Genomic DNA, 20,609 nt, shown 5'->3' on the forward strand with positions numbered 1-20,609 from the left:
TTAAAAAAACTTATATTTATCTTAAAAGGAGATATAATCTCCTTATTTTTTGAAACCTTTATAAAGCAAACTTCCTAAAAATAAGATAAAAACAATTACTTGCCAAAAGAAATTTTCATCATTGTTTATATTGATAACTATACTAACTCCAAGTAAAATCAATAGAGTGGCAATGATATATGTAGTTTTACTATTTTTAGCCCAAGTATAAAATAAATTACCTAGAATTTGAACTAATTGAACTAATATAAGTAAAATAACTACAGTTTGAATCATAACTTCTTTGTTAAATCTTTCATAACCATAGCGAATAGCGACATCTCCCAAACCTCCACCACCGACAGTTCCAGCAAGAGCAGAAAAACCAATGGTAAAGATCAAAGTTAGGGTAATTCCGCTAATTATAGCAGGAAGGGCCTCACTAAAGATAACCTTGAAGATAATTTGAATATTGCTAGCACCATAACTTTTTGCTGCTTCTATGATTCCTTTGTCTATTTCTTTAAAAGCGCTTTCAAGCATCTTTGCCAAATAAGGAGCTATTCCGATAGCTAAAGGAACTATGGCAGCATTTGTACCTATGCTTGTGCCTACTATGATTTTAGAAAGTGGTAAAAGAACAACTATAAGAATTAAAAATGGAAAGGCGCGTAATATATTGGTAATAAAATCTAAAATACTATAAGCGATTTTATTTTCTTTAATTCCATTTTTATCCCAAATAGCAAGTAAAATTCCAGGAATGATAGCCAATAAAAATCCAAATAGTACAGCCATTAAACTCATATAAATTGTTTCATTAAGCGCAGGTTTTAAAATGTTTTCATAATTTTCACTGAAACTTGTAATAGAACTTAAACTCACTTCTTTAATATCCTGCCAAGAAAATTCATTAAAAAATTGAGAAATTCTACTAAAAAAAGCACTGATGATAGAGATGTTTTCTTCATTCATGATGCCACCTCCCATAATACTCCACTTTTTTCTATGTAATCAAGAACCTTGTCTTTATCCTTTTCATTTATATTTATAACTAAATTTCCCAAGGCTTTTCCATTCAGTTTTTCTATTTTACCCCAAACTATGTTAAAGTCTATATTTAGAGTTCTTGCCATATGAGTGATGACGCTATTTTGGGCAACTTCTTTTGGAAAGTAAAGTTTGATATTAAGTCCGTGCTCAGGCAAGAAGTCGCTTTCTCCTAAAAATTCTTTCATTTTGGCATTAGGCCTTAAAAAAAGCTCATCAATTGCTCCACTTCCTATGATTTGTCCATGTTCAAGTAATAAAGCTTTTTGAGCTATGTCTTTTACCACATCCATTTCGTGAGTTACTAAAACAACAGTAATCCCAAATTCAGCATTGATTTTAGATATAAGCTCTAAAATATTTTTTGTAGTGTTTGGATCAAGAGCCGAAGTAGCTTCGTCACTAAGTAAAATTTTTGGGTTTAAAGCTAAGGCTCTAGCAATAGCAACGCGTTGTTTTTGCCCTCCGCTCAGTTCTCTTGGGTAGGATTTGTTTTTATGATCAAGCCCTACGATTTCAAGCAAGGAATTGACTTTTTGGGCAATTTCTTTTTCGCTCATGTATTCTTTATTAAAAAGCTTGGCATGAAATTTACACTGAGTATAGTGTGTTCTTAAAGGCATAGCAACATTTTCAAATACATTTTTGCGCTCCATTAGGGCAAAATTTTGAAAAATCATCCCTATATCTTTTCTAAGCATTCTTAACTCTTTTGATTTTTTTTGACTTAAATCTTTAATTTCTTGATCAAAGACTTTTAAACTTCCTTCTTGATAATTCTCAAGTCCATTAATACATCTTAAAAGAGTGGATTTTCCAGCTCCACTATGACCTACTATGGCGTAAATTTCACCCTTTTTAATCTCCAAAGAAACATCGTTTATCACGAGTTCCTTGCCATAATATTTTTTTAAATTTTTTATTTTTATCAAATTTTTAACCTCTTAGATTTTGAAGTTCAACTGATATTTTTTCAAGTTGAATTTTTAAATTTTCTAGAGCTTCTTTATTTTGCTCCACCACCTCTTTAGGTGCGTTAGCGATGAATTTTTCATTTGAAAGCATGGAGTTAAGCTTGAAACTTTCTTTTTCAAGCTTATTTTTTTGATTTTCAAGTCTTGTTAAAATACCACTTAAATCAACATTTTCAAGCGTAATAAAAATTTCTAAATTCTCGCTAACATCACATATTGCCTTTGGTAATTTTTCTTCACTAAATTCTATTTGCTCGCACTTTGCGAGCATTATGATAAAATTCATATAAGCTTTGATTTCATCTTTGATTTTTTTATCGTTAAATTTGATATAAGCTTTTTCTATTTTAGAATTTCCAAGATCGATTAAACTTTTAGCACGGCGGATACTAACTATGCTTTCTATGAGCAAAGAAAAGATTTTTTCTATATTTTTATCTTGTTCTTTAAATTTTGGATATTTGCTTATCATAATAGAAGGGCTTGTTTTAAGTTCTGTATCGCTTAGTTTGTGGTATAAATACTCGCTGATAAAAGGCATGAAAGGATTTAAAAGTTTTAAAGCTTCTTTGAAAATACTACCAAGTTCTTTAACGCTCGATTTTTCGGCTTTGCTAAGCTCTATACCCCAATCGCAAAAATCATCCCAAAAGAATTTATATAGAGTATTGGCTGCATCATTAAAGCGATAATTGTCTAAATTTTCTCTTACATCCTTAACACAAGTTTGAAATTTGGCATAAATATATTTTGCTAATTCTGAATGAAGTGTGATATTTTCCAAATCTTCAAATTTACTTTCATTTAAAAGCAGATAATTTGTAGCATTATAAATTTTATTTGTAAAATTTCTAACTTGTAAAAGTTTATCATTGCTAAGTTTAATATCGCGTCCTTGTATAGCAAGAAGTGCTAAAGTAAAGCGTAAAATATCAGCACTATATTCTTTAATGCTTTCATTTGGATCGATGACATTTCCAAGGCTTTTACTCATTTTTCTACCTTGCTCATCTTTCACAAGAGCATGTAAATAAATATCTTTAAAAGGAAGTTGATGTAAGGCATTAGTGCTTTGAAACATCATTCTAGCCACCCAGAAAAATAAAATATCAAAACCTGTAATGAGTAAAGAATTGGGATAAAAATCTTTTAAATCCTTTTCAGACCAAATTTTATCTTTACCCCAATTTTCATTTCCCCAGCCTAGAGTACTCATAGCCCAAAGTCCTGAAGAAAACCAAGTATCAAGTACATCTTCATCTTGTTTGAAATTTTGACTTTGACATTTTGGACAAGTTTTAGGCGTATGTTGGCTTGCCCATTCATGAGAGCATTCGCAATAATACACAGGAATTTGATGCCCCCACCAAAGTTGTCTTGAAATACACCAATCTCTTAAATCTTTCATCCAAGCATTAAAGCTATTTATCCAGTGATTTGGGTAAAATTTGCTTTCTCCAAGCGCAACTTTTTCTATACTTTCTTGGGCGATTTCTTTTTTTACAAACCATTGTTTGGAGATATAAGGTTCAACTATATTGTTGCAACGATAACAATATCCTATTTGATTGTTATGCTCTTCTATTTTTTCTATAAAACCAAGACTTTTAAGTTTGGCTACGATTTTTTCTCTTGCTTCTAAGCGTTCTAAACCTTGAAACTCTAAACAATGCTCGTTTAAAATTCCTTTTTCATCAAAAACACTTATAAAATCTAAATTATGTCTAAGTCCTACTTCATAATCGTTCATGTCATGAGCGGGAGTAACTTTTACAACTCCTGTTCCAAAATCTTTTTCTACATGTTTATCGGCTATGATTTTAATGGCTTTTTTGCTTATAGGCAAAATCACTTCTTTGTCCACAAATTTAGTATAGCGTTCATCATCAGGATGCACCATAACTGCAGTATCGCCAAAAAAAGTTTCAGGACGCGTTGTGGCTACTACTAAAAATTCATCGCTATCTTTTAAAAAGTATTTAATATGATAAAGTTTTCCTTTGTTTTCTTTGTATTCAACTTCTATATCACTTAAAGCGCCATCATGGGTACACCAATTTATCATGTAGTTTCCACGTACAATAAGTCTTTTATCATAAAGTTCTACAAAGGCTTTTTTTACGGCATTAACCAAACCTTCATCCATAGTAAAACGCAAGCGACTCCATGCAGGAGTGATGCCTAGTGTTCTCATTTGGTCTAAAATTTTTCCACCGCTTTGCTCTTTCCACTCCCAGACTTTTTCTATAAATTTCTCTCTACCTAGTTCTTCTTTTTTAATGCCTTGAGCAAGGAGTTGTTTTTCTACAACATTTTGAGTGGCAATACCTGCGTGATCAAGCCCTGGTTGATAAAGAACCTTATAGCCATCCATTCTTTTGTAACGCGTCATAATATCTTGCAGAGTAAAAGTTAAAGCATGTCCTATGTGTAAAACTCCAGTGACATTAGGAGGAGGCATCATAATGCAGAAATTTTTATCTTTTTCTTGTATGGTTTTATTGCCATCGATTTCAAAATATCCGCGTTCTTCGCAAATTTGATAATACTCTTTTTCTAAATTTTTATCATACATTATTTGCCTTTATTGTTTTAGCTTATTTAATAGAGCTAATTTCTATAATTTCACAAAACGGGAAGAAATATTGTGCTGTATTAAGTCCAGTTTTCAAACTTTTGATATGTTTAGAAAAATCACTTCCTTTGCCGTCTTTTTTAATTTGAAGTTTAAGTCTTTCTAAAATTTCTTCACGTACTACATGTTCATTTAATTCTTTTGGATTGTTTAAATATGGGCTTAATCTATCTAAACTAATATATTTATAAGCTTTTTTCATATCTGAAAAGATAATTTCTTTGTTATAGATAGTTAATTTCATTTCCCCTTTTGGTAGCATTTTAACAAAAATACTTAGATAATAATCTTTTGCATTATCTTGTATAACGCTTAGCATATCTTTTAACAGATTGATTCTGTATTGGCTTAAAAATTTTCCATCTAAAATGTAAACTTTCATATTTTCTGTGCTAAGCTCAGGTTCTAAACGACTGTTTTTTCCTATGCTTAGATACTCTCTAGCGGTATTTAGATATTTATTTTTGTTTGATTTGTTTGATTGAAGTTCTTTTTTTACAGCTCTTTCTCTTTCTAAGATCTTTTGTTGTTTGCTGATTTCTTTTTTAAGAGCTTCTATTTTGGCTTGTTTATTTTCTTGTTTTAATTTTTCTTTATCCGTATCTAAAATTTGCTTATTTTCATTTGTATTAATATTATTACTTGTATTGGTGTTATTATTTAAGCTTTGATTGTTTTCGCTTATTGATGTATTAAATGTATCGTTATTTAAGCTTTGATTTTCATCTAATAGGTTTGTTTCTTGCTTTTGGATGGTATTGTTATTAATATTTATATCTGATGAACTATTGTTGGTTTGGATCGAGGGTGAATAGGAATTATCGTAGTTATTGGTATATGATTTTTGTTCGGTGTAAGTGTTGGTATTTAAGGTGTAATTCTTTGGTTTTGAATATTCAAAAAGATAATAATATGTTCCACCTAATATCACAATAACAGCAATTAATATGCCAACAATAATAGAAAAAATTTTCAAATTCATTTGCTATCCCTTAAAAACAGAAAGTTAAATAATTTTAGCATTGTACTATAATCTAATATAAAGTAATTTTAAATTTTTATATTTTTAAGTAATTTTTTTTTATAATTTTAACTTTTATAAGGAAAATAATGCCACTTTCAAAATTAAATAATGAACAATATCTTGCTGCTACTGCTGATTTTGGACACAATCTTGTTATTGCAAGTGCAGGGACGGGAAAAACTTCTACTATTGTTGCAAGAATTTCTTATCTTTTAAGCAAGGGAGTGGCACCTCAAAAAATTATGCTTTTGACTTTCACAAATAAAGCCAGTAAAGAAATGATAGGGCGTTTAGGGAAATTTTTTGATAAAAATATTACCAGTAAAATACTTGCAGGAACTTTTCATAGTACGGCTTATACCTTACTTAGAAATGCGGATAAAAATATAGCCTTAAAGCAAGCAAGCGAGTTAAAAACTCTACTTAAAAGTGTCTATGAAAAAAGAACTTTTAGGCATTTAAGTGATATAAAACCTTATCAATCAAGTTATTTATATGATCTTTATTCTTTGTTTCAAAACAAAGCGCACAATCAAGATTTTTATACTTGGTTTTGCCAAAACTACGAAGATCAAAGTATTTATGCTGAAATTTATGAAGATATTTTAAAAGAATATGATAATGAAAAAAAGCGTTTTAATTATGTAGATTTTAATGACTTGCTTATCAATCTAAAAGATCTTTTAAAAGAAGAAAAATATGAATTTGATGAAATTTTAGTAGATGAATATCAAGACACAAATACTTTGCAAAGTTCCTTAATAGAGACTTTTCATAGTAAAAGTTTGTTTTGCGTAGGGGATTATGATCAAAGTATTTATGCTTTTAATGGAGCGGATATTAATATCATAGGTGGGTTTAAAGATCGTTTTAAAGATGCAAAAATTTTTTCTTTAAATAAAAACTACCGTTCATCAAGAAGTATTTTAGCTTTGGCTAATAAAGTGATTTTAAATAACGAAAGATTATACCCAAAAGAACTTATTGTTACAAGAAATGATGAGTTTAAAGCCCCATCTTTGCTTACTTTTGAAGAATTATTTGATCAGTATCAAAATATAGCCAAAATGATACTTACAAGCGGAGTAAGTTTGGAAGAAATTGCCGTGATTTTTCGCAACAACTCAAGTGCTGATGGGGTTGAAGTAGCTTTAAGGGAGCAGGGCATTGCAAGTGTGAGAAAGGGAAGTGGAAGTTTTTTTGAAAGTTTAGAAGTTAAAGCTTTTAGCTCTATGCTTGCTCTTGTGGTAAATCCTAAGGATATTATGGCTTTTATTCATTTGGTTCAATACACCAAAGGTGTGGGTGGAGTTTTAGCAAAAGAAATTTTTGACGCACTTTTAAAATTAGGGCATGGAAATTTAATAAAAGGTTTTTTAGATCCTGATAAAAATGTAAATTTGCAAAATCATCAAAAAAGAAATTATCAACTTGGGCTTTTTGCGGATTTAGAAGAATTAGCCAGCGAAACTCGTTTTAAATTTGAGAGTGAATTTGATGCACATCCTATTTTAAAACTTTCAAAAATCAATGATTTATGTGCTAGAAATTTAGAAAAAATTTATCTTTTTTTAAAAAAAGCTATGGAAATAAAACATTCTTTGACTTTGGTAAATTTAATTTGTGAAAATTCTTTTTATAGAGAAATTTGTGAAGAACTTGCAACCAAAAGAGCAACAAATAAAGCAGGACAGGTGGATTTATTAAGAAAGAGTGAAAATTTAGAAAAAATAGAAACAAAATTTAATGTCTTAAAAGAGCTTACAAAAAATTATAGCGATATTTATAAGTATTATAATTTTCTAACTTTAGGTGCAAGTGAAATGAGTAGTGGCAAAGGAGTTAATTTGCTTAGCGTACATGCAAGCAAGGGCTTGGAATTTGATCTTGTTTTTGTGATTGATCTTGCGCAAGGTCGCTTTCCTAATCAAAAGCTTATGGGAATGGGTGGAAGTTTAGAAGAAGAAAGAAGGCTTTTTTATGTTGCAGTAACTAGGGCAAAAAATATACTTTATTTAAGCTATGCTAAATATGATAAAAATAAAAAAACTTCTTTCGCTCCTTCTCGTTTTCTTATAGAAGCAGGGCTTTGCAAGGGAGAGTTAACTATAGATTGATACAATTTCCTTTATATTATTATAAAGAAAGGTTTATTTTATGAAAAAAATATTAATTTTAAGTTTAGCAGCAGCAAGTTTTTTAAATGCTGAAATTTTAGTTTATGGTCCAGGTGGTCCCGCTCCTGTGCTAAAAGAGCTTGCTTTAAAATTTGAAGAAAAAACAAAAGAAAAGGTGATTGTAACCGCAGGTCCAACTCCAGCTTGGATAGATAAAGCAAAAGAAAATGCAGATTTGATTTTTTCAGGCAATACTTCAATGATGGATGATTTTGCTAAAAAAATTCCAAGTTTAAGTTTGGAAAATTTAAGCGTTTTAAATGTGCGTCCATCAGGTATTATCGTGCGTCCAAATAATCCAAAAAATATTAAAAATTTTGAAGACATTTTAAAAGATGGCATAAATGTTATGGTGGTTGATGGTGCAGGACAAGTTGGACTTTATGAAGATATGGCTTTAAAAAGTGCAAAAAGAGAAAATTTGGTAAAATTACGTAAAAATATAAAAATTTATGCTAAAAATTCCAAAGCTGCTGTAGATGAGTGGAATAACAATCCAAATATTGATGCTTTAATCATTTGGTCTCATTGGGCAAAGGCTTTAGGCGATGATAAAGCTTTATTTATCAAAGATAAAAATGCAGTGATTTATCGTGCAGCTGAAATTGCTCCTACAAAAAAAGGTTTAGAAAATAAAAAAGCTTTAGAATTTGTAGATTTTATTAAGAGTGAGGAAGCTCAAAAAGTGTGGAAAAAATATACTTGGAAAGAAGTAAAATAATTTTGAGTGAAATTAAAAAATAATTAATATTTATAGGATATAATCACTCCTAAAACATTAATTGCAATAATGTTTAAAATATCAAAAAAGGAAATTAAATGAGTACAGTAAATTTTAAAGGAAATCCTGTAAAACTTAAAGGAAATTCAGTAGAAGTTGGAGCAGATGCTCCTAAGGTAAATCTTAAAGCTAAAGATTTAAGCGTGATTGAAATCGGTGCAGCGGGTAAAACTCAAATCATTTTAAGTGTTCCAAGCTTAGATACACCAGTTTGTGCTACAGAGGCTAGAGAATTTAATAAAAAAGTAGCCAGTTACAATGGTGCTGAAGTGATTGTAGTAAGTATGGACTTACCTTTTGCTATGGGAAGATTTTGCAGTACAGAAGGTATTGAAAATTTAAGTGTTGCAAGTGATTTTGTGGCAAAAGAATTTGGTGAAAAATATGGTGTTTTGATAAATGAAGGTGCTTTAGAAGGGCTTTTAGCTCGTGCCGTATTTGTGATTAAAGAGGGTAAAGTGGCATATAAAGAACTTGTAAATGAAATCACAGAAATGCCAGATATTGCAAAACTTGATGCATTTTTTGGTGGTTCTAGCTGCTGCGGTGGTTGTGGTTGCCATTAATTTTGATTAAGCCCATTCTTAGGGCTTAATTTTTATATCTTCATTTTTTTATTATTTTAAGTTGATTATATTTTAATTGTTAAGTTGATTATTTTTAATATTTATTTTGTGTAAGAATAATATAAAAAGGACAATAAAACTCCTATAAAATAGAGCTTTAAAATTATTATTTTTATTAAAATTTCAAGAGATTTTTATACTTCATTTTTTATAATAAGATGATTTTTTTATTTTGGAGGAATAAGGATGAATAGAAGGGATTTTATTAAAAATACCGCTATTGCAAGTGCTGCTAGTGTTGCAGGGCTTAGTGTTCCAAGCTCTATGCTTGGCGCACAAGAAGAAGATTGGAAATGGGATAAAGCTGTTTGTAGATTTTGTGGAACTGGCTGTGGAATTATGATAGCTAGAAAAGATGGCAAAATCGTAGCAACAAAAGGTGATCCTGCAGCACCCGTAAATCGCGGACTTAATTGTATCAAAGGTTATTTTAATGCTAAGATCATGTATGGTGAAGATCGTCTTGTTATGCCTTTGCTTCGCATGAATGAAAAAGGCGAATTTGATAAAAAAGGCAAATTTCAACAAGTTTCTTGGCAAAGAGCCTTTGATGAAATGGAAAAACAATTTAAAAAAGCCTACAATGAACTCGGCGTTACAGGTATAGGGATTTTTGGTAGTGGGCAATACACTATCCAAGAAGGTTATGCTGCTTTAAAGCTTGCAAAAGCGGGTTTTAGAACAAATAATATCGATCCAAATGCAAGACATTGTATGGCCTCTGCAGTGGTTGGTTTTATGCAAACTTTTGGTGTAGATGAGCCATCAGGCTGTTATGATGATATAGAGCTTACAGATACTATTATCACTTGGGGAGCTAATATGGCTGAAATGCACCCAATCCTTTGGTCAAGAGTAAGTGATAGAAAACTAAGCAATCTTGATAAGGTTAAAGTTGTTAATCTAAGCACTTTTTCTAACCGTACTTCAAATATTGCTGATATTGAAATTATTTTTAAACCAAATACAGATTTGGCTATTTGGAACTACATAGCAAGAGAGATTGTTTATAATCATCCAGAGGCTATGGATATGAAATTTATCAAAGATCACTGCGTATTTGCAACTGGTTATGCTGATATTGGTTATGGTATGAGAAATAATCCAAATCATCCAAAATTTAAAGAAAGTGAAAAAGATACGGTTGAAAAAGAAAATGTAATCACTTTAGACGATGAAGAGGCTACTTCTTTATCTTATCTTGGCGTTAAAGCGGGTGATAAATTTGAAATGAAACATCAAGGTGTGGCTGATAAAAACTGGGAAATTTCTTTTGACGAATTTAAAAAAGGTTTAGCCCCTTATACTTTAGAATACACTGCAAGAGTAGCCAAAGGTGATGATAATGAGTCTTTGGAAGATTTTAAGAAAAAACTTCAAGAATTAGCTAATCTTTACATAGAGAAAAATCGCAAAGTCGTAAGTTTTTGGACTATGGGCTTTAATCAACACACAAGAGGTTCTTGGGTAAATGAACAAGCTTATATGGTACATTTTTTGCTAGGAAAGCAAGCTAAACCAGGTAGTGGAGCCTTTTCTTTAACAGGACAGCCAAGTGCCTGTGGAACAGCTAGGGAAGTAGGAACTTTCTCACATCGTTTGCCTGCAGATATGGTTGTAGCCAATCCAAAACACAGAGAAATTTCTGAAAAAATTTGGAAAGTTCCTGCAAAGACTATCAACCCAAAACCAGGTTCTCCTTATCTTAATATCATGAGAGATTTAGAAGATGGAAAAATTAAATTTGCATGGGTGCAAGTGAATAATCCATGGCAAAACACTGCAAATGCAAATCACTGGATTGCAGCAGCAAGAGAAATGGATAATTTTATTGTTGTAAGTGATTGTTATCCTGGAATTTCAGCAAAAGTAGCTGATCTTATTTTACCAAGCGCTATGATTTATGAAAAATGGGGTGCTTATGGTAATGCTGAAAGAAGAACTCAACATTGGAAACAACAAGTCTTACCTGTAGGTGCTGCCATGAGTGATACTTGGCAAATTTTAGAATTTGCAAAACGCTTTAAGCTTAAAGAAGTTTGGAAAGAGCAAAAAGTGGATAATAAGCTTACCTTGCCAAGCGTTTTAGAAGAGGCAAAAGCTATGGGTTATAGCGAAGATGATACACTTTTTGATGTGCTATTTGCCAATAAAGAAGCAAAAAGCTTTAATCTAAACGATGCCATCGCAAAAGGCTTTGATAATACCGATGTTAAAGGTGATGAGAGAAAAATTCAAGGCAGTGATGGAAAAGAATTTACAGGCTATGGCTTTTTCGTTCAAAAATATCTTTGGGAAGAATATCGTAAATTTGGCTTAGGGCACGGACATGATTTAGCGGATTTTGATACCTATCATAAAGTAAGAGGTTTAAGATGGCCTGTGGTTAATGGCAAGGAAACACAGTGGAGATTTAATACTAAATTTGATTATTATGCTAAAAAAGCGGCTCCAAATTCAGATTTTGCTTTTTATGGTGATTTTAACAAAATGCTTACAAATGGGGATTTAATAGCTCCTAAAGATGAAAAAGAGCACAGTATTAAAAATAAGGCTAAAATTTTCTTTAGGCCATTTATGAAAGCACCTGAAAGACCAAGTAAAGAGTATCCATTCTGGCTTGCAACAGGAAGGGTTTTAGAGCATTGGCATAGTGGAACTATGACTATGCGTGTGCCTGAGCTTTATCGCGCTGTGCCTGAAGCACTTTGCTATATGAGTGAGAAAGATGGAGAGAAATTAGGCTTAAATCAAGGTGATTTGGTTTGGGTGGAATCTCGTCGCGGTAAAGTAAAAGCAAGAGTAGATATGCGCGGAAGAAACAAACCGCCTGTAGGACTTGTGTATGTGCCGTGGTTTGATGAGAATGTATATATCAATAAAGTTACTTTGGATGCGACTTGTCCACTTTCAAAACAAACTGACTTTAAAAAATGCGCTGTAAAAATTTATAAGGCTTAATTTAGGGTTTTGATTAAATGAAAGGTAGAAGAGAATTTTTTGTTAGTGCTTTTAAGGCTGCATGTTTATGTACAGGAGGTGGATTTTTGGCTAATTTGGCTTTAAAAGCCGATGATAATTATACCTTGCGTCCTCCTGGAGCTGAAGATGAAGCTAGATTTTTAAGCAAATGTATTCGTTGTGGGCTTTGTGTAAAAGCCTGTCCTTATGATACTTTAAAGCTTGCTAGCTTGTTAGATAGTCCAAAAAATGGCACGCCTTTTTTTAAGGCAAGAGAAATTCCTTGCTATCTTTGCAAGGATATTCCTTGCATTAGAGAATGTCCAACTGATGCTTTAGATAAAAAGCATTTAGAGCAGGGTATAGAATCTTTGAAAATGGGTATTGCTATTGTTGATAGTGCTTCTTGTGTGGCACACTGGGGAATTCAATGCGATGCTTGTTATAGAGCTTGTCCTTTGATAGATAGGGCTTTAAAACTTGAGCTTAAACGCAATGAACGCACCGCCAAGCACGCTTTTTTACTACCTAGTGTGGATCATGAAGTGTGTGTAGGTTGTGGGCTTTGTGAACTTGCTTGTATTACTGAAAAACCGGCCATTCGTGTTTTGCCAAGGGAGTATGTATTGGGAAAAGCAGGATCTCATTATGTAAAAGGTTGGGATGAAAAAGATGAAGGTCGTATAAAAAATGCAGATACTTCAAAACATTTTGATGCTAAAAAAGCAACCAATTATTTAAATGATGGAGAACTGTGATGAAGTATTTAATTGCTAGACGCATCGTTCAGCTTGGAATTTTAGCGCTTTTTAGTTTTAAAGCTACAGATTTTATCTTGCAGGGAAATTTAAGTTCTTCTAGACTTTTTAATACCATACCTTTAAGCGATCCTTTTGCGGTTTTGCAAATCATTCTAGCAAGCTGGAGTATAGATTTAGTGGCTTTAATAGGAGCTTTGATTATATTTTTTATCTATGGTTTGCTTTTAGGAAGGGTTTTTTGCTCTTGGGTTTGTCCTGTTAATTTAATCACAGATTTTGCTGCTTTTGTGCGAAATAAATTAACCCTTAATAATAAATTTTTAATTTTGCCTAAAAATTTACGCTATTTTGTATTGGTCTTGGTTTTAGTCCTTTCTTTTGTATTTTCATTGCCTGTGTTTGAAAGTTTTTCTTATATAGGAGTGATACATAGAGGGATTATTTTTGCTACAAGTTCTTGGATTTTTGTAGCCTTTATACTTTTTTGTATCGATACTTTTTTAAGTCCTAGGGCAATTTGTTCACATTTTTGTCCACTAGGAGCTTTTTATGCTTTTATTTCTCGTTTTGCTTTGCTTAAAATAAAGCATGATAGTGATAAATGCACTAAATGTTATGAATGTATCCGTATTTGTCCTGAAAAACAGGTTTTGTGGATGGTTGGAAAAGAAAGTACTAGCGTGAAATCAGGAGAGTGTATAAGGTGTGCAAGATGTATAGAAGTTTGTAATGATGATGCTTTGAATTTTAATATTTTTGATTTAAGGAATAAATGATGAAGAAGAAATTGGTTTTATTAGGAAGTGCTGCAGTGGTATTTTTTGCCGCTTGTGCAATGAATAGTGGGGTAAGTTCAGAACAAATTGGACTTAGAAAAGCAAGTTTAGAAAATGAAAATAAAGTAAATTTAGTGGAGGCAAATTTCACAACTTTACAGCCTGGGGAATCTACTCGTTTTGAGCGTTCTTATGAAAATGCACCACCATTAATTCCGCATGCTATTGAAGATTTGTTACCTATAACTAAAGATAACAATATGTGCTTAAGCTGCCATGATAAGGCTATAGCAGCAGATGCTGGTGCAACTCCACTTCCTGCTAGTCATTATTATGATTTTAGACACAATAAAACCACAGGAGATATGATTAGCGATAGTCGTTTTAATTGCACTCAGTGTCATGTTCCACAAAGTGATGCAAAACCTTTAGTGGGAAATAGCTTTAAACCTGAATTTAAAAATGAACAATTAAAAAGTCGTTCAAATTTAATTGATGTGATTAATGAGGGTGTAAAGTAAATAAATGAAAAAATTTCTTTTTATTTTGAGTCTTTTTTGTGTTTTGTCTTATGCTTATGAGCTGAAATTAAATGCCAATATAACAGCTTTAAAGCTTGATAAGCAAAACTTATATATAGGCACTGATAAAGGTGAAATTTTGCAATATAACATTAAAGATAAAAGTTTAAAAGAACTTTTATCTTTGCCAAAGATTAAAAATTATTATGGTGATGATTTTGCTAAAATTTACAACATTGATATTTTTAAACATACACTTTTAATACTTAGCGAGGGTGATTTTGGTGCTAAAAATTTAAGTTTTTATAAGGAAAATTTACAAATCAAAAAGCTCGAAGAAAATAGCATAATAAAAGCATTTTTTATCAATGAAAATACTTATCTTTTGATTTCTATTGGTTCTGAAATAGAATTGATTGATAAAAGTTTAAAAAATATAAAAAAATTTAATTTTTCCCATTCTAGTCTTAATGATGCAGTTTTAAATGAAGATAAGAGTAGACTAGTTGCAGGTTTTGAGAGTGGCGAAGTAGAACTTTTTGATTTGAAAAATTGGAAGATGTTGAAAAACTATGATAAAATGCATAAAGATAATATCTATCAAGTAGATTTTAAAAATAATGTTATTTTAAGTTGTGGAACGGATAGGCGTATAGGAGTTGTAAAAAATGAAGAGCAAAATTTTTTGCAAAAAGATTTTTTGATATATACTTGTGCTTTAAGTCCTAGTGGAGAATTCGCTGTTTATAGCGATAATGAAGCTGGAGTTAGTGAAGTTTTTAGCACAAGTGATTTTAAGCCTGTTAAAACTTTTAATAATGAAAATTTGATGAGTGAGTTTATTATTTTTTTAAACAATAAAGATTTTATCGTTTCAGGCTTTGGTGATAGTATAATGTTTAGGAGTATTGATGAATAATCTTTCTAGTGTTTTGATTTTAGCAAAAGAAGAATATATAAATGATTTAAAAAAGGCTATATCTGAAATTCCTTTTTGTTCTGTAGAACTTTGTGAAAATGAAAAGATTATAGTTGTGATTGAAAGTGAAAATTTAGAAGATGAGTTAAACTCTTATAAAATGCTTGAGAAATTGCCAAATATTATCAGTATTAATATGGTTTTTTCTTATCAAGATTTAAATGATGATATCCAAAAAGCAATCAATAGTGGCGCAATAGAAACGATAGAAAAAAATGAAAATGCTGAGAATGTTCGCTACTATGGTAGTGTGTTTAATCAATTTTCTTAAAGTGTAAAGTATATGGTATTTTTAATCCCATTGCTTATTATAATTGGTGTTATTTTTGGAATTGATTATGTGTATTTTAAAAATCAAGATTTAAAAGTGCAAGTTAAAAAAGAACAAAAAGAATTAAATTCTAGCTTAGAGAAAGAAAAAAAAGAATATATAGAAAAATTGTTTAAAACAAAATAGGCATTAAAAATCATATTATTTTCTTAAAGATAAATTAAAAAGCTTTTTGCTAGAATTAAAGAAAAATTTTAGGAAACAGTGATGAAAAATACAGTCACTGAAGCTTCTATCTATGAGGCTCAAGGGTTAAAAGACGAAGCTTTAGAAATTTATAAAAATATCTTAAAAGAAGATCCGGATAATCAAAACGCTATCGATGCGGTTCGTCGTCTTAGTGGTTTTAGATCCAAGCATAAAGACTTAAACACTCAAATGTTGGATTTTTTTATTAATATGAAAAGCGATGAAGAAATTAATGAATTTAAAAGGTGGTTGATAAAAATATGAATTTGGAAGATTTAGCTAAAAAAACCATTAGCGAAGTTAGCTCTATCATGGAAGAGCAAAGAAGACAAAATGAAATTTTAAAAGAACAAGAATTAAATAGAAAAACTGAAATAAAAGATGAATTACCACCTATGGAGTTTGCATGCGAAGAGCTTGATACTCCGCAAGACTTAGAAGATAAAATTTCTATGGCAAAATTTGAAGAAGAGCAAAAAATACAAAATAATATTGAAATTTCTACTCAGGAAAATAAAGAGTTTAAAAAAGAAGAGCCTTTTTTACAAAATGAAATTTTAAATCCTAGTGTTATGACAGAGGTTCAAACGCTTAATGAGGATATTTTTTTAAAACATCTTAGAGAGAGAATTTTAGTTCTTTTTGAAGGTTTAAATAGCATAAAAAAAGATGATCTTGAAAATAGGTTAAACTTGACCATAAATTTTTTAGAGTTTTTGCTTGCAAATATCGAAGATAAGCTTAAAAAATAATCCCGATTTACAGTTTATCGCTGAGTTTTTAAAGCCTTATACCAAACGAGCGTATTTGGTTGGAGGTAGCGTTAGGGATTTGTTTTTAGGTTTAAAAATTTGCGACTATGATATAGAGCTTTATGATATAAAACCTAAAGATTTTGAAAAGATTATGCAAAAATTGGGCGCACAAGGCTTTGGAAAAAGTTTTTTTGTATATAAGTTTAAAAATTATGATTTAGCTCTTGCTAGAACCGAAAATAAAATAAGCTATGGACATAAAGGTTTTGAAGTTCAAATTTGCAATGATGAAAAACTTGGCGCCAAAAGACGCGATTTTACCATAAATTCTATGATGATTAATCTTTTTAACGATGAGTTTTTAGATTTTTATGGAGGATTAAAAGATCTAGGAGTAGGCTTTTTAAGGCATATTGATAAACAAAGCTTTCAAGAGGATAGTTTAAGGGTATTAAGAGCAGTAGTATTTGCCTCAAGGTTTAACTTTAAGATAACTAGTGAAAGCTTGAAATTGATGCAAAGTATGGATATAACTGATCTTAGCAAAGATAGGATCAATGCGGAGCTTTGTAAATTCTTTAAAAGTCCTAGACTTGATGTTGGCTATAGATATTTACAAGAACTTGGCTTAGAGAAACAGGTTTTCGGCTTTGAGAGTGTTTTTAAGAGTTCGGAATTTCAAAATTTACTCAGACAAAGTAGAGAATTTGTAAAAAGCGATGCTTTATTCTTGTATTTGTATTTGAATTTTTTTAATTTAGAAAAAGATATATTTTTTAAAAGAACTAAACTTAAAAAAGAATACCTAAAATACGCAAATCAAGCTTTTTATCTTGATGATATAAGTGATTTTGAACTAGCAAAAATTGCTTTTGAAATGCCTTTGAAGGAATGGCTTGGACTTTGGAGTAAAAAGCGTATTGAGCAAGCTAAAAGATTAGGGCTTTATGAGAATAAGTTTGAAAGTAAAATTTTAGCAAAAGATTTCATAAATGCTGGATTTTGTGGTAAAATTCTTGGTTTAAAGCTTCAAGAAGCAAGAGAGAATGAATTAAAAGAATATATAAAAGGTTTAGCTAAATGATTTCTGTATTAAAAATTTGCACCAAAGATCAAAAAGGTTTAATTTATAGAATTTCTGATGTTATTTTTAAATATCATATCAATATAGTAAAAAACGATGAATTTGTAGGTGAAGGAATGTTTTTTTTTCGTGCTCTTTTAGAAGGTGAGTTTGATAAAGAAGCTTTTATAGGAACGCTTGAGGCTATGCTTGGACAAGAAGCCTTGATAGAGCTTTGCGAGAAGAGAAAAAAAGATATTGTTGTTTTTGCTACTAAAGAAAGTCATTGTTTGGGAGATTTGCTAATAAAGCATTATAGTAACGAACTTGAAGCAAATATCAAAGCTGTGATTTCAAATCACAACTCTTTAAAGGATTTAGTTGAGAAATTTGAAATTCCTTATCATTTTATCAGCGCTGAAAATTTAGATCGTAAAGAGCAAGAAAATCAGATTTTAAAATGTCTTGAACAATATAAATTTGATTATTTGGTTTTGGCAAAATATATGAGAATTTTATCTCCTGATTTTGTTAGGCATTTTGAAGGCAAGATTATAAATATTCACCATTCTTTCTTACCTGCATTTATAGGAGCAAATCCTTATAAACAAGCCTTTGAAAGAGGGGTTAAAATAATTGGAGCTACGGCACATTTTGTAAATAATAATCTTGATGAAGGTCCTATTATCACTCAAGCTGTTTCGCCTGTAAACCATGAATTTACTTGGCAAGATATGCAACAAGCAGGTAGAAATATAGAAAAAGATGTTCTTTCAAAAGCACTTGATTTGGCTTTTGAAGATAGAATTTTTATACATAATAATAAAACTATAATATTTTAATGCGATAATTTTACTATAGTTTTATTTAAAGCATTAAAAAAATAATCAATATCCTCTTTTTCATGCGTATAATGCAAGCTTATTCTTAACCAACCTGGTTTTGTTTTAAGTTTTTGATTATCTTTTAAGCCTAGCAAATCATGACCATAAGGCCCAGCACAAGCACATCCAGCGCGTGTTTCTATGTGGTATTTTTTACTAAGTTCGTAAGCGATATCAAAAGGAGAAATTCCTTTGATATTGAAAGCAAAAATAGGCAATCGGGTTTTTAAATTCTTTGCGTATAAAATTAAATTAGGTATAGTTTTTAGTTTTTCAAAAAAATAATCTTTTAAAATTTCTTCTTTTTTTTCTATATTTTTAACCCCTATAGAATCTTTGATTTTAAAAGCTAAGCTAGCGCGAATGAGTTGTAAAATTCCAGGTGTTCCTCCTTCTTCTAAAGCTTCTTCATTGCAAAGGTAGCATTGTGAAGTGCGAGAAACATAGCCCACAGTTCCACCTGCGGCAAAGCTAGGTTTGTTTCCACAAAGATCTTTTTTGATGGCTAAAAGTCCAGAACCGCCAATACCACCGATTAATTTATGAGAACTTATAAACAACGCATCATAGTATTGACAAGATATGTTTTTATAGGGAATGAAACTAGATGCATCAAAAGCAACTATCCCTTTAAATTTACGAACCATTTCAGAAATGCGTTTGTAATCACTTAATATCCCAGTAACATTTGAAGCTAAAGAAAAGCTAGCGATTATTTTTCTTTTTTTGTTTTTTTGTAAAGTTTTTTCTAGAAAATCAAAATCAATTTCTCCATTTTTATCCAAGGGAATTCTAATACATTCGCACAAGCCTTCTCGAAATGAAAGTTCATTAGAATGATGCTCATAAGGCCCTACGATAACTAAAGGTAAGGTATTTTTATCAATTTGCGTAAAATATCTTTCTTTTACAAGAGGGGGAATGTAAATGCCGATCAATTCTTGAAATTTTTTAATAGCACTGCTTGATCCTGTTCCGCAAGCTATAAGGGCAAAATTTTCATCTAATGATAAACTTTTTTTTATATCTTTTCTTGCTTGTTCGTAAGTTTGTTGAGTTTTAAAAGAATTCAAAGAGCTATCAGAATGTGTGTTTGCATAGGTTGGGAGAATTTTTAAAATTTCTTTTTCTACACATTTTAGAGCTAAAGCACTTGCTGTGAAGTCAAAATGCAAAATACCTTTTTTTAAGATCAATTCTTTTTTTAAATCTGAAATTTGCAAATACAATCCTTATAAAAATTTGCTAAAATTATACTATAAAAATGCTTTATAAAAGGAAAAATATAAAATTTAAGAACTTTGTAGATTTGCATAAGAATTTGTCTTTAAGTAAGCTTTTTGATTTTTATAGTGTGTTTGAAGGTTTTGAAAAATTAAACATTTTAAATTTTGAAGACGATGTATTTACAAATATAGAGCGAATTTTGCTTGATGATTATCTAAAAATTAAAAGTTATTTCGCCTTGGATGAAACAAGTTCTTACGCTCTTACTTTACTAGCTAAAAACAATCGCAAGCGTTTTTCTATCAATAGAAAAATTCAGCATTTTAAAGCTTTATCTACACTTAAATATCTTTTAGAAACAGGTATAATAAAACTTGAGTATAGTAAGGAAGCTAAAAAAATAAAAGATAAAAGACAAAAAATCAAAAAAGAACTAAGATCTTATGTTGTCCAAGATAAGATTATATTTAGCAACCATTTTACTCGTTTCTTTTTTTATTTTTTAAAGCCCAATGAAAAGCTTATTTTGCAAAATCGTTATAAAGAAGTTTTAGAATGTATTAAGGAAAAATTTGAACTTTATCAAAGTTTTTGTTTTGAACAGCTTTCTAGAGAATTACTTGAGAAAAAATTCAATATCAATGGAGTGCAAAGTTACTGGGATAAGAATTTAGAACTTGATCTTTATTATCAAGATGAAAATTTGTGTTTTGTCGGAGAAGTTAAATTTAAAAATAAAAAAATTTGTAAAAATATTTTAAATCTTTTAAAATCAAAAGCAAAGTCTTTAAATTTGGCTCCAAATTATTACATTATAATCTCAAAAAATGGTTTTAGCAAGGAAATTGATAAAATATGTGAACAGAATTTGCTTTTACTTGATTTGAATGATTTTAAGATTTTATTAGAGGAATGA

The 20,609-nt window shown here is 30.4% G+C and carries 20 protein-coding genes; 15 read left to right on the top strand and 5 right to left on the bottom strand.

Annotated features, from left to right (window positions below):
* Positions 1–42 precede the first annotated feature (42 nt).
* From FBE87_RS03785 to FBE87_RS03800, 4 genes are read right to left on the bottom strand one after another with little or no spacing between them, the layout of a single operon-like run.
* Entirely contained in the window at positions 43–954 is a 912-nt protein-coding gene (locus FBE87_RS03785) for a methionine ABC transporter permease (RefSeq protein WP_002861419.1), read from the bottom strand.
* Positions 951–1,961 (bottom strand): methionine ABC transporter ATP-binding protein, encoded by a 1,011-nt coding sequence (locus tag FBE87_RS03790; RefSeq protein ID WP_002852619.1) that lies wholly within the window; start codon positions 1,959–1,961, stop codon positions 951–953. Before FBE87_RS03790 ends, FBE87_RS03785 begins: the two co-directional genes overlap by 4 nt.
* A gap of 4 nt (positions 1,962–1,965) precedes the next feature.
* Complete coding sequence (locus FBE87_RS03795) at positions 1,966–4,578, bottom strand: valine--tRNA ligase (RefSeq protein ID WP_002868511.1); 2,613 nt, start codon at positions 4,576–4,578, stop codon at positions 1,966–1,968.
* Positions 4,579–4,600: 22 nt separating this feature from the next.
* Positions 4,601–5,620: a hypothetical protein gene (locus FBE87_RS03800; protein WP_168977224.1), complete on the bottom strand. Its 1,020-nt coding sequence runs from the start codon at positions 5,618–5,620 to the stop codon at positions 4,601–4,603.
* A 128-nt stretch (positions 5,621–5,748) separates the two neighbouring features.
* On the opposite strand from FBE87_RS03800, the gene FBE87_RS03805 reads away from it, so the two are divergent.
* From FBE87_RS03805 to purU, 14 genes are all read left to right on the top strand, one after another.
* Positions 5,749–7,779 (top strand): ATP-dependent helicase, encoded by a 2,031-nt coding sequence (locus FBE87_RS03805; RefSeq protein WP_002868509.1) that lies wholly within the window; start codon positions 5,749–5,751, stop codon positions 7,777–7,779.
* Between the two features lie 40 nt (positions 7,780–7,819).
* Positions 7,820–8,560 (top strand): AcfC family adhesin PEB2, encoded by a 741-nt coding sequence (gene peb2 / locus FBE87_RS03810; protein WP_002868508.1) that lies wholly within the window; start codon positions 7,820–7,822, stop codon positions 8,558–8,560.
* A gap of 98 nt (positions 8,561–8,658) precedes the next feature.
* Entirely contained in the window at positions 8,659–9,186 is a 528-nt protein-coding gene (tpx, locus tag FBE87_RS03815; protein ID WP_002856712.1) for a thiol peroxidase, read from the top strand.
* Positions 9,187–9,432: 246 nt separating this feature from the next.
* A complete protein-coding gene (gene napA / locus FBE87_RS03820) occupies positions 9,433–12,207 on the top strand; it encodes a periplasmic nitrate reductase subunit alpha (RefSeq protein ID WP_100621871.1) in 2,775 nt (924 codons plus the stop codon).
* Between the two features lie 17 nt (positions 12,208–12,224).
* Complete coding sequence (gene napG / locus FBE87_RS03825; protein WP_002859812.1) at positions 12,225–12,965, top strand: ferredoxin-type protein NapG; 741 nt, start codon at positions 12,225–12,227, stop codon at positions 12,963–12,965.
* On the top strand, positions 12,962–13,744 hold the full coding sequence (gene napH, locus FBE87_RS03830; protein ID WP_100626322.1) for a quinol dehydrogenase ferredoxin subunit NapH: 783 nt from the start codon (positions 12,962–12,964) through the stop codon (positions 13,742–13,744). Before napG ends, napH begins: the two co-directional genes overlap by 4 nt.
* Positions 13,741–14,265, top strand: a complete 525-nt coding sequence (locus tag FBE87_RS03835) for a nitrate reductase cytochrome c-type subunit (RefSeq protein WP_010891887.1) — start codon at positions 13,741–13,743, stop codon at positions 14,263–14,265. Before napH ends, FBE87_RS03835 begins: the two co-directional genes overlap by 4 nt.
* Positions 14,266–14,269: 4 nt before the next feature.
* Entirely contained in the window at positions 14,270–15,184 is a 915-nt protein-coding gene (locus tag FBE87_RS03840; RefSeq protein ID WP_002873038.1) for a WD40 repeat domain-containing protein, read from the top strand.
* Entirely contained in the window at positions 15,177–15,515 is a 339-nt protein-coding gene (locus FBE87_RS03845; protein WP_002852435.1) for a chaperone NapD, read from the top strand. Before FBE87_RS03840 ends, FBE87_RS03845 begins: the two co-directional genes overlap by 8 nt.
* A gap of 12 nt (positions 15,516–15,527) precedes the next feature.
* A complete protein-coding gene (gene tatA2, locus FBE87_RS03850; protein ID WP_002852615.1) occupies positions 15,528–15,701 on the top strand; it encodes a Sec-independent protein translocase subunit TatA2 in 174 nt (57 codons plus the stop codon).
* Positions 15,702–15,779: 78 nt separating this feature from the next.
* Entirely contained in the window at positions 15,780–16,028 is a 249-nt protein-coding gene (locus FBE87_RS03855) for a tetratricopeptide repeat protein (protein ID WP_002859818.1), read from the top strand.
* Complete coding sequence (locus tag FBE87_RS03860; RefSeq protein ID WP_100621870.1) at positions 16,025–16,516, top strand: 2-oxoglutarate:acceptor oxidoreductase; 492 nt, start codon at positions 16,025–16,027, stop codon at positions 16,514–16,516. Before FBE87_RS03855 ends, FBE87_RS03860 begins: the two co-directional genes overlap by 4 nt.
* Positions 16,485–17,603, top strand: coding sequence for a CCA tRNA nucleotidyltransferase (locus tag FBE87_RS03865; RefSeq protein ID WP_002868507.1), 1,119 nt, complete (start codon positions 16,485–16,487; stop codon positions 17,601–17,603). Before FBE87_RS03860 ends, FBE87_RS03865 begins: the two co-directional genes overlap by 32 nt.
* Positions 17,600–18,424: a formyltetrahydrofolate deformylase gene (purU, locus tag FBE87_RS03870; RefSeq protein WP_002852510.1), complete on the top strand. Its 825-nt coding sequence runs from the start codon at positions 17,600–17,602 to the stop codon at positions 18,422–18,424. The genes FBE87_RS03865 and purU overlap by 4 nt, the downstream gene beginning before the upstream one ends.
* Here purU and FBE87_RS03875 read toward each other — a convergent pair.
* Positions 18,421–19,695: an aminotransferase class V-fold PLP-dependent enzyme gene (locus FBE87_RS03875; protein ID WP_002864147.1), complete on the bottom strand. Its 1,275-nt coding sequence runs from the start codon at positions 19,693–19,695 to the stop codon at positions 18,421–18,423. The two genes, purU and FBE87_RS03875, sit on opposite strands and share 4 nt — an antisense overlap.
* A gap of 35 nt (positions 19,696–19,730) precedes the next feature.
* Here FBE87_RS03875 and FBE87_RS03880 point away from each other — a divergent pair, with 35 nt between their 5' ends.
* Entirely contained in the window at positions 19,731–20,609 is an 879-nt protein-coding gene (locus FBE87_RS03880) for a DUF234 domain-containing protein (RefSeq protein WP_002852402.1), read from the top strand.

This window comes from Campylobacter sp. CFSAN093246 (assembly GCF_012889415.1).
GTDB lineage: Bacteria > Campylobacterota > Campylobacteria > Campylobacterales > Campylobacteraceae > Campylobacter_D > Campylobacter_D jejuni.

Excerpts from the sequence above, each read along its gene's own strand:
- FBE87_RS03805 (WP_002868509.1), top strand. The coding sequence starts at position 5,749 with ATGCCACTTTCAAAATTAAATAATGAACAATATCTTGCTGCTACTGCT.
- purU (WP_002852510.1), top strand. The coding sequence starts at position 17,600 with ATGATTTCTGTATTAAAAATTTGCACCAAAGATCAAAAAGGTTTAATT.
- FBE87_RS03840 (WP_002873038.1), top strand. The coding sequence starts at position 14,270 with ATGAAAAAATTTCTTTTTATTTTGAGTCTTTTTTGTGTTTTGTCTTAT.
- FBE87_RS03860 (WP_100621870.1), top strand. The coding sequence starts at position 16,025 with ATGAATTTGGAAGATTTAGCTAAAAAAACCATTAGCGAAGTTAGCTCT.
- napG (WP_002859812.1), top strand. The coding sequence starts at position 12,225 with ATGAAAGGTAGAAGAGAATTTTTTGTTAGTGCTTTTAAGGCTGCATGT.
- napA (WP_100621871.1), top strand. The coding sequence starts at position 9,433 with ATGAATAGAAGGGATTTTATTAAAAATACCGCTATTGCAAGTGCTGCT.
- FBE87_RS03880 (WP_002852402.1), top strand. The coding sequence starts at position 19,731 with ATGCTTTATAAAAGGAAAAATATAAAATTTAAGAACTTTGTAGATTTG.
- FBE87_RS03835 (WP_010891887.1), top strand. The coding sequence starts at position 13,741 with ATGATGAAGAAGAAATTGGTTTTATTAGGAAGTGCTGCAGTGGTATTT.
- FBE87_RS03845 (WP_002852435.1), top strand. The coding sequence starts at position 15,177 with ATGAATAATCTTTCTAGTGTTTTGATTTTAGCAAAAGAAGAATATATA.
- tatA2 (WP_002852615.1), top strand. The coding sequence starts at position 15,528 with ATGGTATTTTTAATCCCATTGCTTATTATAATTGGTGTTATTTTTGGA.
- FBE87_RS03795 (WP_002868511.1), bottom strand. The coding sequence starts at position 4,578 with ATGTATGATAAAAATTTAGAAAAAGAGTATTATCAAATTTGCGAAGAA.
- FBE87_RS03800 (WP_168977224.1), bottom strand. The coding sequence starts at position 5,620 with ATGAATTTGAAAATTTTTTCTATTATTGTTGGCATATTAATTGCTGTT.
- tpx (WP_002856712.1), top strand. The coding sequence starts at position 8,659 with ATGAGTACAGTAAATTTTAAAGGAAATCCTGTAAAACTTAAAGGAAAT.
- peb2 (WP_002868508.1), top strand. The coding sequence starts at position 7,820 with ATGAAAAAAATATTAATTTTAAGTTTAGCAGCAGCAAGTTTTTTAAAT.
- FBE87_RS03785 (WP_002861419.1), bottom strand. The coding sequence starts at position 954 with ATGAATGAAGAAAACATCTCTATCATCAGTGCTTTTTTTAGTAGAATT.